At 68.1% G+C, this 13,640-nt stretch carries 8 protein-coding genes; 5 read left to right on the top strand and 3 right to left on the bottom strand.

Annotation, left to right across the window (positions count from 1 at the left end; genetic code table 11):
* Positions 1-203: 203 nt before the first annotated feature.
* The 3 genes from ACGFU7_RS17670 to ACGFU7_RS17660 form a co-directional block, all read right to left on the bottom strand.
* The gene (locus ACGFU7_RS17670; protein ID WP_393696766.1) at positions 204-2,582 is read right to left on the bottom strand and encodes an Ig domain-containing protein; all 2,379 of its coding nucleotides are present in this window, start codon (positions 2,580-2,582) and stop codon (positions 204-206) included.
* Between the two features lie 106 nt (positions 2,583-2,688).
* Positions 2,689-5,055, bottom strand: a complete 2,367-nt coding sequence (locus tag ACGFU7_RS17665) for a discoidin domain-containing protein (protein WP_393696764.1) — start codon at positions 5,053-5,055, stop codon at positions 2,689-2,691.
* A 119-nt stretch (positions 5,056-5,174) separates the two neighbouring features.
* The gene (locus ACGFU7_RS17660) at positions 5,175-7,499 is read right to left on the bottom strand and encodes a putative Ig domain-containing protein (RefSeq protein ID WP_393696762.1); all 2,325 of its coding nucleotides are present in this window, start codon (positions 7,497-7,499) and stop codon (positions 5,175-5,177) included.
* A 491-nt stretch (positions 7,500-7,990) separates the two neighbouring features.
* Between ACGFU7_RS17660 and ACGFU7_RS17655 the strand changes: the two genes are divergently transcribed.
* The 5 genes from ACGFU7_RS17655 (at position 7,991) to ACGFU7_RS17635 (ending at position 13,547) form a co-directional block, all read left to right on the top strand.
* Complete coding sequence (locus ACGFU7_RS17655) at positions 7,991-8,776, top strand: FadR/GntR family transcriptional regulator (protein ID WP_393696760.1); 786 nt, start codon at positions 7,991-7,993, stop codon at positions 8,774-8,776.
* 444 nt (positions 8,777-9,220) lie between these two features.
* Entirely contained in the window at positions 9,221-10,519 is a 1,299-nt protein-coding gene (locus tag ACGFU7_RS17650) for an ABC transporter substrate-binding protein (protein WP_393696759.1), read from the top strand.
* On the top strand, positions 10,519-11,517 hold the full coding sequence (locus tag ACGFU7_RS17645; RefSeq protein WP_385327746.1) for a carbohydrate ABC transporter permease: 999 nt from the start codon (positions 10,519-10,521) through the stop codon (positions 11,515-11,517). The genes ACGFU7_RS17650 and ACGFU7_RS17645 overlap by 1 nt, the downstream gene beginning before the upstream one ends.
* A 38-nt stretch (positions 11,518-11,555) precedes the next feature.
* Positions 11,556-12,389, top strand: coding sequence for a carbohydrate ABC transporter permease (locus ACGFU7_RS17640; RefSeq protein ID WP_317862217.1), 834 nt, complete (start codon positions 11,556-11,558; stop codon positions 12,387-12,389).
* A gap of 150 nt (positions 12,390-12,539) precedes the next feature.
* On the top strand, positions 12,540-13,547 hold the full coding sequence (locus tag ACGFU7_RS17635) for an aldo/keto reductase (protein ID WP_393696757.1): 1,008 nt from the start codon (positions 12,540-12,542) through the stop codon (positions 13,545-13,547).
* Positions 13,548-13,640: the final 93 nt, after the last annotated feature.

Here is a 13,640-nt window from a genome sequence, read left to right as displayed (position 1 = left end):
GCGCGGCCCGTACCAGGCAATGATGCGGGGCAGTATCGACGGTGCGGCCCCGTCACGATCACGTTGTCGGCGCACAAGAACCAGGCGAGCCAGGGCCACGACATCTCTCTGGACTCCGTCGAAGGGAAGCGCTGAGGCGTGTCGTCACACTTCCGTCGTGGCCCTGACTGTTTTCAGCGGTCATGGACCGACCGAGGCCGTTGTCAGCCGCGAGTGACCTGCAGGCTGTACGTGACCTCCGCGTCGGGCATGATGCCGTTGTTGCGCGCGGTGATCGTGAACCGCTTGGTGCCCGGGGCGGTGGGGACTCCGGTGATGCCGCCGGTGTCCTTGTTCAGGCTCAGTCCGGCGGGCAGCGCGCCGGATGTGACCTCGTACCGGACCGTACGGGGCGAGCTAGAGGTGACCTTGAACGCGTACAGCTCACCCACGCGGCCGTTGGCCGGCTCCGGTGTCGTGAAACCGGGCTTCGGCGCCCGCACCGGCTGAGCCCGGCCGACCGGACTGCCGGACGAGTCCAGTTCCTGCAGCGACCACTCCTTCCCCTCGGCCATCTCGCTCAGGTGCCAGTTCTTCTTCTCGTCGGTCATGAGCTGCTGCTGAGCGGGCGTGAAGGCGCCGGCCTCGATGGCGGAGTTCCAGATCCGTACCGCGGTGAGGACCTCTGCGGTGTTGGATCCCTTGGCGAGACTGTCCGTGCTCGTCTCGAACCAGCCGAAGTTCGCGCCGATCGACGCGCCGAGGGCCAGGTTGTGCTCGACGCCGAGCGTGCTCGTGCCTCCACCGATCGGCAGTGAACCACCCATGGCGGGCAGGAAGTTGGCCCGGTAGAAGTTGTTGTTCCTGATCACCTGCGCGTAGTTGGAGTCGGACCAGCCGATGCCGCCCCAGCTGATCCGCGACTGGGCGAACCACGAGTTGGACGACGGGTTGGACGCCTCGCAGATGAAACCGTCCTGGGAGTCGAGCCGGCGATAGATCCCGTTGACCAGGTGAGCGAAGCCCTGGCCACGCCAGCCGCTCCAGGACACCTCCTCCAGCCCGTCGTACGAGATGCTCCGGACGCCGGTGGTGTTGGCCATCGTGGCAAGGCGGGTGGCGATCTCGTCGATGACCGGCAGGTCGCCTCGTGCACCGCCGTACTGGTTCTCGCTGACCCGGGTGGCGTCGGCCCCGGCGGGGTGGGCCGCCGCGGCCGATCCCCACTGCGCCCGGCTGATGCCGGTGAACTGCCACTCGCCGGCGCCGGCCTGCGTCACACCGGAGTATGTGAGGAACTCGTCGCCGATGCGCAGCCGGCGGCCGATGACGTGACCGCCGCCGCCGGAGTCTCCGTCGGCGTACAGGGTCGTGTCCGACGCGGCCAGAGCGCGGGTCAGCTGCACGGTCGCGCCGACCGTGAGCCGCATGTCGGCCGGTGCGGGAGAGATGTACGGGTCATCGGCCTGGATGAAGTTGGACAGGGTGTGCACGCCGACCCGCATGCCGCCCGCGGCGGCGGTCGCCACCAGTTGAGCCGCGGCGGCGTCCGAGCCGCCGAAGCCGCTGTTGAACTGGTAGTGCCCCGTCGACTTCCAGGGACCGGCCGCGCCCTGCACGGAGTAGACGTTCTTGATGCCCGCCTGCTTCGCGAACTTCATGGCGTCGGAGAGGTTCGAGGTGCCGAGGGACGACAGGGCCAGGAACGGCTGCCGGGTCGCCCGGGTCGTCTTCTGCCACTGCCCGTCGATGGTCGGGTACGGCAGGTGCTCGCCCTGCGCGATCTGGCTGAGCACGGTGAGCACGAGATCAGGGGTGCTGCCGTACACGGCCAGCTTCGATCCGAGGATCCGGCCTTCGAAGCCCGGCAGCGGGCCGATCCGGATGCCGTCCTCGCGGGTCCGTACGGTGCTGTAGTCGTAGGCGTAGGCGCGCAGAATGCTGCCCCACGACGTCTTCGCCGCGGCGCCCCACTCGTTCTGCGTCCCGGCCTCCCCGTACGGCTTCGACTGCACCTCCGAGCCGAACCCGTACGCGTCGAACTCCTTGGGCCAGCCGCCGACGGTCTTGTCGTTGAGCGGGGTGATGCCGAGGGCGAAGCCGCTGTCGCGGACCACACCGACGGCCTCGCCGACGGTGTCGGTGACGCTGGTGGTCAGCGGCCCCCACAGCAGGGTCCGCACGTCCACGCCCGGTGCGGCGTCCAGACCGACGACCTCAAGCGTCGCGTACGTCGCGTGGTTGACGACCTTGACCTCGACCGTCGCCTGGTCGCCGCTGAACACCAGCATGTGCCGGTCCTGCCGGGAGACCTTCACCTGGGTGGGGGTGTCCTGGTGTCCGTCTCCCAGGACGACGGACACCAGGGGGAGCGACTTGCCCGCCGGCAAATGGTCGGTTCCCGTGCGTATGTCCTTCAGTTCGACGACCCGGCCCGCCGGGTCGAGACCCAGCGACAGGAATCCCGCCCTGATCCGTAACGGGCGGCCGGCCTGTTCCGTGAACGCCGGCCCTGCTGCTGCCGCCGGCTGGGCGAGGGCCGGCGTCGCGATCAGCGCCAGCGAACTGACACCGCCGGCGATCAGGAAGTTTCTTCTGTCCACAATTCCTCCAAATCGACATGTGTCGATATGTCTCGTGTTCTACGTGGAGGGTGCAATCGGTTGTGCAGTGGTGCCGGCCGACGTCGTCACCGGCCGGCACCACCTCTCAGCGGCGCAGCAGGTTCGTCGCCGGGCTCGCGGCCCGGACCTCGAGGCGCCGGAGCGAATAGCCGAAGGACGACGTGCGCTTGATGCCCTGCATGCGGATGTACCGGCCCGACACGGGAGCGAAGGTGAGGTCGTCCACGCGGGCGCCTGCGGGCTTGTCCCGGACGGCGGCGGCTGTCTTCCAGTTCGTCCCGTCGTCGGAGACCTGGATGTCGTAGTCCTTTCCGGACGCCGTCTCCCAGTCGAGCAGGACGCGGCGGACCGTCTGTACCTGGCCCAGGTCCACCTGGATCCATTCGCCGTCACGGTAGGCACTGGCCCAGCGGCTCACCGGGTCACCGTCAGTGGCGTTCTCCGGTCCCAGGCTGGGCACTTCGGACGACGACGCGGTGGTCGGCCGGTGCAGCGCCAGATCCGCTGCGTCGAAGACGCGCATGCTCCACAGCGCGAAGCCGTCCTGCTTGCGGGCCGCTTCGGTGCCGACGAGACGCACGTACCGGGCGGTGACCGGCTCGAAGGTGAGCGTGTCGGATCCCGCGGACGCGCGGTCCGTGCGGTGGGCGACCGTGGTCCAGGTCGTGCCGTCGCCGGACACCTGGATCGCGTAGTCGCGGCCGTGTGCGGGCGCCCAGTCCAGGTCGGCCTTGGTGACGGTCTGGGGGCGGCCGAGGTCCACGCGGAGCCAGGCGTGATCTCCCGGGCCGCTCTGCCACTTGGTGGTGCTCACCCCGTCGAACGCCGCGTCGGCCGTGCCGGCGGACGCGGACGCCGGCTTGCCCGCACTCAGCTCACTGTTGGCCGGGGTGGCGAGTGTCGTGGCGACCTCGGTCAGCCCCGTACCCACGCCGAGCTTGCGCACGGTCGACATGAAATCGCTGTACGGGACACCCGAGTTGGCGCCGCTCCACATCTTCTGCGCGAGGACCCCGAAGGTGGGCTCGACCAGCTCGTGCACGTCGAGTTCGGTGTAGCTGGACTTGGTCAGGTCGTTCCACACCGAGGACATGGCGCCGAGGAGTTGGGGGTCCTTCGATGCGACGCTCTGGCCGTCGGGGAAGACGTTGGGTTCCCAGTTGTCGTAGAGGTACTTACCGTCCAGGCCGTGGCCGTGGTAGTAGCTCGCGAACGGGACGATGTAGAGCAGGGCGTCGTTGGTGTTGATGAACGAATAGCCGTCCTTCTTGGCGGCCTGCGGTCCGTACCACGAGTTGTTCCAGCTGTTGAGGGTGACGTCGCGGTCGAAGCCCTCGGTGTTGGACGTCATCAGGGACAGGCTGCCCCAGGCGCGCGGATGCTTGCCGAGCGTGCGGATGTGGGCGGCGATCTCGTTGAAGTAGCTCTTGTAGCGGGGCTTGTCCGACCGGTACTCGTCGGCGCCGAAGTGCACGTCCGGGCCGCGGAACCACGGCGTGAACTCGTCGAACACCGACTTCATGAACGCGGTGGTCTCCGGCTTGGACAGGTCCAGGTGGTCGGAGTCGCCGTTGTTGAGACCCAGGGATGGCTTGAACCGGATGAACGCGAGCGAATGGGCGGGGGCGTCGAACTCGGGGACGAGCGTGACGCCGTTGGCGGCGGCGGTGTCCTCGAAGGAGTCCCAGTCGTGCCGGCCGTACGCCCCGTCCTTCGAGGCCAGGCCGGACAGCGCGGGGTTGTCGGTCTTGAGCCGGAAGCCGGCCTGGGCCTCGCTCCAGGGCCGGTCGCCCTTGAACCCGTTGTCGTTGAGGTGGATCTGGAACTCATTGAGCTTGAACCAGCCCATGAGGCGGATGTAGTCGCGGATGAAGTCCGCGGTGAAGAAGCGCCGCCCGACATCCAGCGTGAAGCCCCGCACCTTGTAGTTCGGCCAGTCCACGGCGGTGCCCACGGGGACGGAGTCACGGCCGTCGTCGAGCAGCAGGATCTGCAGGAGCGTACGGGTGCCGTAGTAGACGCCCTTCGCGGTCGGCGCGGTGATCCGCACGTTCTCGCCGGTGACCGTGAAGGTGTAGCCCTCTTCCTTGAACCGGGCGCTGTCCACCGCTTCGGGCAGGGTGGGATCGACCGAAAGCACGATGTCGCCGCTGTGCGGGTGGCGCGGCGACAGGGCCGGCTTGCGCCCCGTGACCTGCTCGATCTCGTCGGGGAGGGTGGCGAGTTGATCGCGGAGACGGTCGCGGTGCGCTCCGGCGAACACGATGCGGCTGTGCCGGCCCAGCTCGAAGAATCCGGTGCGGCCCTCCCACTTCTGGAGGGCGGGCACCACTGCGGGTTCTGCGTTGACCGGGTCGGGGGTGGCGCTCGCCGGTGTCGCGGGAGCGGCGAGGGCGAGCAAGGAGAGCATTGACGCGAGAAGGCACAGCAGCTGTCCTGGACGCACTCTCATGTGAAACTCCAAGCGTTCTCGATGGATTCGTTCCTGGAGGTTCGTGCGGGTGACGCGATGGGGAGCAGGTGCCGGCCGTGCCGTGCCCCGACCGAGGCCGGGGCACGGCACGGCAGCGGTCACGGCCGGGTCGTCATCTTGTAGGTGGTCTTCGCGTCGGCGATGATCCCGCCGTTCCTTGCTGTGATGGTGAACTTGCTGGTGCCGGTGGTGGTCGGGATTCCGGTGATGCCACCGGTGTCCTGGTTGAGGGTCAGGCCGCGCGGGAGGCGGCCGTCGGTGACCTCGTAGCGGATGGTCCGCGGAGACGTCGAGGTCACCTTGAAGGCGTACAGCTTTCCGACCCGGGCGTCCGCCGGCTCCGACGTGGCGAAGCCCGGTGTCGGGGCCTTGATCGACTGCGGGTCACCGATCGGCTGACCGGACGTGTCCATCTCCTGCAGCGTCCACTCGGCGTCCGGCGTGACCTCGCTCAGGTGCCAGTGCCTGCTCGCGACGCCCAGCTGCTTCTTCTGCTCGGCAGTGAACGCGCCGGATGCGCGCGCGGACTCCCACATCCGGACGGCGGCGAGCAGCACGGCGGTGTTCTGCCCGGACTGGAGGCTGCTCACGCTGGTCTCGAAGTTGATGCCGGCGTCGAGGGATGCCGCGTGCGCCAGGGTGTCCTCGATCTTCTGCAGGGCGTCGCCGCCCGAGAGCCCCTGCTGGCCCATCATCCCGGGCAGGTAGTTCGCCCGGTAGAAGGTGTTGCTGCGGATGATCTGGGCGTAGCTCGTGGGGCCGATCTCACCCCAGCTCGCCCTGGACTGGGCGTCCCAGGTGTTCGACGCGAGGTTGCTGCACTCGGTGATGAAGTTCTTGGTGGTGACCTGCCGGTGGACGCCGTTGACGAGCCGTGCGAAGCCGTAGCCGCCCCAGCCGTTGTAGCCGGTGCCTTCAAGCCCGTCGTAGGACGTGGCGTGGACGCCGCTGGTGTTGTAGGCGGTGGCCAGCCGGGTCGCGATCTCGTCGGTGATCGGCAGACCGGCCAGCGCGCCGCCGTAGCCGTTCTGGATGAGCCGGGCGACGGTGGTACCGGCCGGGTAGTCCTTGGCGGCCGAGGACCACTGTGCCCGGCTCAGGCCGCTGACCTGCCACTCGGTGTTGCTGACCTTGGTGACGGAACCGTAGGTGATGAACTCGTCGCCGATGCGCAGCCGTTGACCGTCGACGCCGGAGGCCAGCAGGCCGTTGGCATCCACGTACAGCGTGGTGTCCGACCCGGCCAGCGGGCGGGTGAGCCGGGCGGAGCCGCCCACCGCGAGCCGTGGATCGGCCGGCGCCTTCACGTACGGGTCGTTGGCATCGATGAAGGTGGACAGGGTGTGCACTCCGACCTCGATGCCCTCCTTCGCCGCTGCGGCCACCAACTGGGCGGCCGCCGCGTCCGATCCGCCGAAGGAGCCGTTGAACTGGTAGTGCCCGTGCGACACCCACGGCCCGTTGCCGCTGATCGCGTAGATGTTCCGCACCCCGGCCTGCGCGGCGAGCTTGGCGGCCGCTGTGACGGTGCCCGTGTTGAGGTCGTGGACCCAGAAGTGGGTCTGCGAGGTGCGCTGGGCCGCCTTCTGCCACTGGCCGTCCAGGGTGGGGTACGCCTGGTCGTGCTCCTTGGCGATCTGGCTGAGCACGGTCAAGGCGAGATCCGGCGCACTGCCGAACAGGGCGATCTTCGACCCGACGATCCGGCCCTCGGGCGCGGGCAGCGGGCCGAGCGGGATCTCGTAACCGTTGGTGCGCTGCCGGACCCGTGCCTTGCTGTAGTCGTAGGTGGTGGCGCGCAGGACGCTGCCCCACGTGGTCTTCGCGGCGACGTTGCTCGCCAGCCACTCGTCCTTCACACCGGTCTGCAGGCCGTACGGATTCCATACGAGGTCAGGACCGAACCCGTACGCCAGATGCTCGTTCGGCCACCCGCCCACCGTCTTGTCGTTCAGCGGCCGGACCCCCATGACGAAATCGGAGTTGGCGACCACACCGACCGTCTCGCCGATGGTGTCGTCGAGCATCGTCGGCAGCGGACCCCACAGCAGCGTCTGCACATCCACACCCGAGGCGGCCGTCAGGCCGACGACTTCAAGTGTGGAATGCGTGGGAAACCCGACGGCCTCTACCTGGATCGTCACGCTCTCGCCGACGAACTCCAGGACCTGCCGGTGGTGCGCCCGGTCACGCGACACGACCCGCACCTTCGCGGGAACCACGTGCTTGCCGTCGGCCACCACGCTGACCAGCGGCACAGGGGTGTCCTTGGCCAGGTGGTCGGTGCCGTCACGCAGGTCCACCAGGCTGTCCACGTACCCGGAGCCGCTGATGCCCACCGACAGGAAGCCCGCCCCGATCCGCAGCGACGAGGACGTCTTGGTCCTGGCCGTTCGCGCGGCATGCGCGGGTCCGGCGGCCATGGCCACGGCCGTGGCCGAACTCAAGCCGCTGGCAACCAGAAAGCGACGCCTGTCCACATGTCCTCCTAGGTGAAGTGACTCTCGATGACGCGCGGGATCGCTGATCAACTGCCCGCGAACAGCTCATAGGGGCGCAAGGCCGGCAAACGTCGAGCGACGAACGAAGTCACCTGGATAGTTCGTATTCTTCAACGAAGATGGTTCGCGCTGTTCCGAGGAGCGGGATCGGCGGACGGCCGTGAGCCGGAGAGCCCATAGGCCTGCCCGTGCAGGGAAGTGCGCTTGCTTCTCCTGTGTAACTACCGCAGCACAAGTGCGGTCTAGCGTGCACGGCACGGAAGTGGCCGTCAAGGCTTAGTTCGGATCTATTCCCGATGGCGCAGGTGCTCCGCAGGGCGGTCCGAGCACCCCTGTACGGGCGGCCAGGGAGGTATCTTGGGGGCCCAGCACTTGGTATTTCGTGACGGCATGCATCGGATACATGGAGCAACATGACTGGATCATCCCGGCCCGCGTCCGCGGCATCGGAGACGGAGACTGAGGCGGCTCCCTACCGCCCCGGCTACGAGGTCGCAGCGGAGCGCATCCTGGAGTACGTCGCCCGGCAGGGGATGGGGCCCGGCGACCGGCTGCCGACGGAGAAGGATCTGGCGGCCGAAGTGGACATGAGCAGGACGGTGGTGCGAGAGGGCGTCAAGATCCTCTCGGCCCTCGGGAGGCTCTCGGTGGAAAAGGGGCGCGGCATCTTCGTGGCGCATCCCAGGAACGACCTGTGGTCCGACACGTTCTCCCGGTTCCTGCCGACCGACCCGAGCCGCGTCGGTGAACTGTTCGAGTTCCGGCGCTTCACCGAGGCCGAGACCAGCGGGCTCGCGGCCGCGCGGGCCACACCGGTTCAGCTCAGGGCGATCCGCGAGGCGGCGCAGCGCTCGGCGGAGGCCGCCGAGCGCGACGACCACGAGTCGTTCGGCCGGGCCGATGCGGAGTTCCATCAGGCGATCGGCGCGGCAGCGGGGAACGCGTTCCTCTCCAGCCTGGTCGACGCGATCCAGCGGCTGCAGCGACAGGTCACCATCGTGGCCCTGGCCGACTCCGCACCGGGATCACTCGCCGGGGCCGCGGAGCAGCACCTGGCGATCCTGGAAGCGATCGGGGCCGGTGAGCAGGAACAGGCCGCCGCCCTAATGGCCCGCCATATCGACACGACGGAACTCCAGGTCCAGCGAGAGATCCGCAATCGCATTTTCGCCGCTCCCGCCGGCCGGGACGGGGCGTGACCGCGGACGACAGCCTCGATCAGTAGCGCCCCGCCGCCCCGCCCCGCCGCCCACACCGGAAACGACCGGGCGACGGGGCGGTCGAAGCGTGCCGGGGTCGTGAACCGCGCCACCGACGCGTCTCGCTCCCGCGAAGCGAATCCGTAGGGGCCGACGAAACTCTACCGACATGTATCAGATCTATTGCCTCCCTGGTTCAGGCAATAACTCCGTCTCATCTCTTGACATGCCGTCGCGCGCGGACTTCCATACCCCAAGGTGCCCTGACGGGCGAACGCTGAGGGGAAGCGGTCGCCCCCGAGAGCAGCAGGACTCTGGGAAGAGTCTGAACCATGTGACGGATTCGGTGGACGGTCGGCAGCGGGATTCCCTCTCTCGTCTCGGTACGAACAAGACAGCGACTCGGTACCGCCCCCGGACAACGACGGGTAGGGGAAGTTGGACATGATGCGCAATCCGATACTCACGAGAACCGCCGCCCTCGCAGGTGCTCTCCTCCTGGCCGGGTGCACGGCCGGCAGTTCCGGTACGAGTGCGTCCAAGGGCGACGGCGACAAGGTCACCCTGACCTTCCTCACCTTCGAAACGCCCAACCTGGACGCCAAGTACTGGGACGCCGCGATTGCCCGCGCCTCGGCGAAGGTGCCCGGGGTGACGATCAAGAAGCTCGTGTCGCCCAGCGCCGACCGCACCGGGTACGCGAAGCAGCTCGACAGCACGGGTCAGTTCCCGGACGTCATGATCGGCCTGAACCCCGCCGGATTCGCCGAGGCGGGCAAGCTGTCACCGTGGACGGACAAGGAACTCGCGACGTACGAGAACCCCCGCGCCAACACCTATGACGGCAAGGTCTACCAGCTGCCCTACGCCGCCCAGACGACGCTCGTTTACTACAACAAGAAGGACTTCGCGGCCGCCGGCATCGACGCACCGCCCCACACGTACCGTGAACTGCTCGACGACAGCGCCAAGTTGAAGAAGAAGGGCATCAACCCCTTCGTGGTCGGCGGTGGCGGCAAGGATTCCTGGGCCGACATGTTCCCGCTGATCTGCACGGTGGCCACCGACGTCTACAAGAAGACGCCGGACTGGCTGTCCCAACGCGCCAAGGGCAAGGTCAAGTTCACCGACCCGGCGTTCGTCGCCGCCGTCCAGAAGGTCCCCGACCTCGCGGACAAGGGATACATCGACCGCGCCGGCCTTTCCCGCTCCTACGCGGACACCGAACAGGCCTTCCGTGACGGAAAGGGCGCGATGTATCCGATGGGCAGCTGGTTCTCCGCCTCGGCCGACGCGAAGAAGCCGGACTTCGGCACGGGCGTCTTCGCGTGGCCCACGGACCAAGGGGCCCCGGCACTCCCGGGCGTCCTCGGCGGCGGGATGACGGTGAGCTCCAAGGCGTCCGACGTTCCCCTGGCCAAGAAGTGGGCCAAGGCCTTCATGGAGGACCAGAAGAACCTCGACGCCGCCGTCAAGGCCGACGGGCTCATCATCGACATCAAGGGCTACAGCCCGCCCAGCACCATGGGTCCCGTCTACAAGAAGACCGTGGCGGCGTATCGGCAGGCCCAGAAGGACGACGGGATCGTCAACTCGTTCTCCCAGGAGACCGGTGACGGTTCCCTGCCGCCCGGCCTGGCCGACAAGGCCGCGGCCGGCGTCCAGAATCTCCTCGGCGGCCGCATGACAGCCCGTCAGTTCGGTGCCTACATGGACGAGCAGTGGGACAAGGCCACCCGATAATGCGCATACGTACCCTGACTCGACCGGAGGGTTCCGCTGCCGCGCCCGAGGCGCAGGACACGGCAGCGGTCCGATCACAGGACACCCCCGCGCGGCAGCCGTCGCGACCGTCCCGGCGCTTCCGGCCGAACGGCGGACCGGGCCGCTTCGCTCTCTTCGCGGCTCCCGGACTGCTCGCCTACCTGGCCCTCGTCCTGGTGCCGATCGGCATGACCGCCGGCTACAGCCTCACCAACAAGAACCCCTTCAACCCGCCGACCCGGTGGGTGGGCCTGTCCAACCTCACAAGCCTGTTCTCCGACGACGATTTCCTCAAAGCACTGCAGAACACCGTCGTCATCACCGTGATCGTGACGCTGGTGACCAACGCCGGCGGCCTGGCGATCGCCCTGCTGCTCGACCGGCGCGGCTGGCTGTACAACGCTCTGCGCAGCGTGTTCTTCGTACCGGTCGTGCTGAGCGCCGTAGTGGTCAGCGTCATCTGGCAGGCGATCCTCGTCGACGACGGCCTGCTCAACTCCATGCTGCGACAGCTGGGGGTGAGCCATCCGCCGGGCTGGCTCTCCGACCCGAGCCTCGCTCTCTACACGGTCTCGTGGGTCATCGCCTGGCAGGGGCTCGGCTTCTGCGTGGTGATCTACCTGGCCGGACTGCAGGGCATCCCGCAGGAGTTGCACGAAGCGGCGGCCATCGACGGCTGCGGACCACTGATGCGGTTCCGCCACGTCACCTGGCCGATGCTGGCACCCGCCGTCACCATCAACACGGTCATGTCACTGATCGGCGGATTCAAGGCCTACGACCAGATCCAGGTGCTCACCAACGGCGGCCCCGGCCCCGGCACCACATCCACCCTCGCCTTCCAGGTGATCCAGACCGCGTTCAACGGCAACCACGTCGGCTACGCCTCCGCGATGGCCGTGGCGATGCTGATCCTGGTCGCGACCGTCTCCGTGATCGCGCTCGGGTGGCTGCAGAAACGCGAGGTGTCCGCATGAGCACGAACACGAAGATGAACCCGGACCTGAACGCGAGCATGAACAGGGGTGGAACAAGGGCGTGGATACGTCCGGTCGTCGCGCTCCTCGCCGGCCTGCTGTTCTTCCTGCCGATCTACCTCGTGCTGGTCAACGTGTTCAAGGACGGTTCGGCGATCGTGTCGAACCCGGTCGGCCTCCCGGTCCCACCGACCCTGGACAATATCCAGAGCGTGCTGTCGCGCCCGGACCACCTCTTCTGGTACGGGCTGGTCAACAGCACGGAGGTCACCGTGATCTCCATCCTCGTCATCACCGCGATCTCCGCCATGCTCGGCCACTACCTGGCCCGGTCGACCGGCTTCCTGTCCAAGGTCATCATGGTCGTCCTGCTCTGCGGTCTCATGGTGCCACCCGCGGTGATCCTCACCCCGATCACCGAAGTCCTGCGCACGCTTGGGCTGATGAGCAGCGTGCCCGGACTGGTCCTGGCGTACGTCGGCTACTACATGCCGTTCGGGGTGTTCGTCTTCGCGGGCTTTGCCAAGACGATCCCCCGAGAGCTCGAAGAAGCCGCGGCGATCGACGGCGCCGGAGCGTTCCGCGCCTTCTGGCAGGTGGTCTTCCCGCTGATGCGGCCGGCCTCGGCCAGCGTGGTGATCTTCCTCGGCGTCTGGATCTGGAACGACTTCCTCAACCCGCTGATCGTCCTGGGCCCGGCGGCAGGCACCACGGTGACCGTCGGCATCTACCGTGCCATCGGCGAACACCAGGCGGACTTCGGCTCGGTCTTCGCCTTCATGTTCCTGGCGACACTGCCCATCCTCGTCTTCTACCTGGCCTTCCAGAAGCAGTTCGTCAAGGGCCTCACAGGAGGAGCGACGAAGGGTTGATATCGGCCGGTACGGCTGGGCATGTGACGGGGGGCGGGGACCGACGCAAGCCCCGCCCCCCGTCACATGTCGCGGACTTCGGACACTCGCGCCCCTTCACGCCCGTTCATGTCCTTTCACGTCCCTTCAGCGAGAGGCACTCCTCACCCCATGCACCCCACAGCACCCGTGCACACCGCCACCGCCGTCGACGCACTGTCACTGGGTGCCGCCGCCCCGGGGAACCTGTTCCACGCGGTCAGCGACGAGGACGCGGCCGCCACCGTGGAGGCCGCCTGGAACTGCGGCATCCGTGCGTTCGACACCGCTCCGCACTACGGACTCGGCCTGTCCGAGCGCCGGCTGGGGGAGGCACTGCGCACTCGGCCACGTGCGCAGTTCACGCTGTCCACCAAGGTCGGCCGCCTGCTGCGCGCACGCGCCGGGCTGCCCGGCGACGACCTGGCCAACGGCTTCGCCGTCCCGGCCACCCACGAACGGGTGTGGGACTTCAGCGCCCGCGGTGTACGCACCAGCGTCGAGGAGAGCCTCGCCCGGCTCGGCCTCGATCGCGTGGACACCGTCTACCTGCACGACCCGGACAGCCACGAGCGCGAGGCCTTCGACTGCGCCTACCCCGAGCTGGAACGGATGCGTGCGGAGGGCATGGTCGGCGCGATCGGCGTCGGCATGAATCAGACCGCGATGCCGACACGCTTCGTCCATGACACCGACATCGACGTGGTCCTGCTGGCCGGCCGCTACTCCCTGCTCGACCAGAGCGCTCTGGCCGCACTGCTGCCGCTGGCGGCGCAACGCGGAGTGCCCGTGCTGGTCGGCGGGGTGTTCAACTCGGGCCTCCTCGCCGATCCCCAGCCGGGCGCGACCTTCGAATACGCACCGGCCCCGGCACACCTGCTGGACCGGGCGCTGGCTCTGCGCACGCTGTGCGAGACCTTCGGGGTTCCGCTGCGGGCAGCCGCCCTGCAATTCCCGCTGGGGCACCCGGCGGTCGCCGGTGTGCTGCTCGGGGCACGCAGCACCGCCGAGGTGACGGACGCCACCGCGATGATCAGCCACCCCGTCCCCGAGGAGATGTGGCTCGCCCTGCGTGCCCAGGCTCTGCTGCCGCCGGGCGTGCCGGTGCCTGTCCAGCGTCAGGACGGCATACGTCCCTGATCGCGGACGGCGGTGTGCGACCGGGTCCCCGGAGCACAGACTCCCCGCGTTGAACCGAAATTGATCGAAGTTCCCTTCAGTGGAACGCACACA

The organism is Streptomyces sp. NPDC048473 (assembly GCF_043200155.1).
Classification (GTDB): domain Bacteria; phylum Actinomycetota; class Actinomycetes; order Streptomycetales; family Streptomycetaceae; genus Streptomyces.
This window is presented reverse-complemented; position numbering and strand designations above follow the sequence as displayed.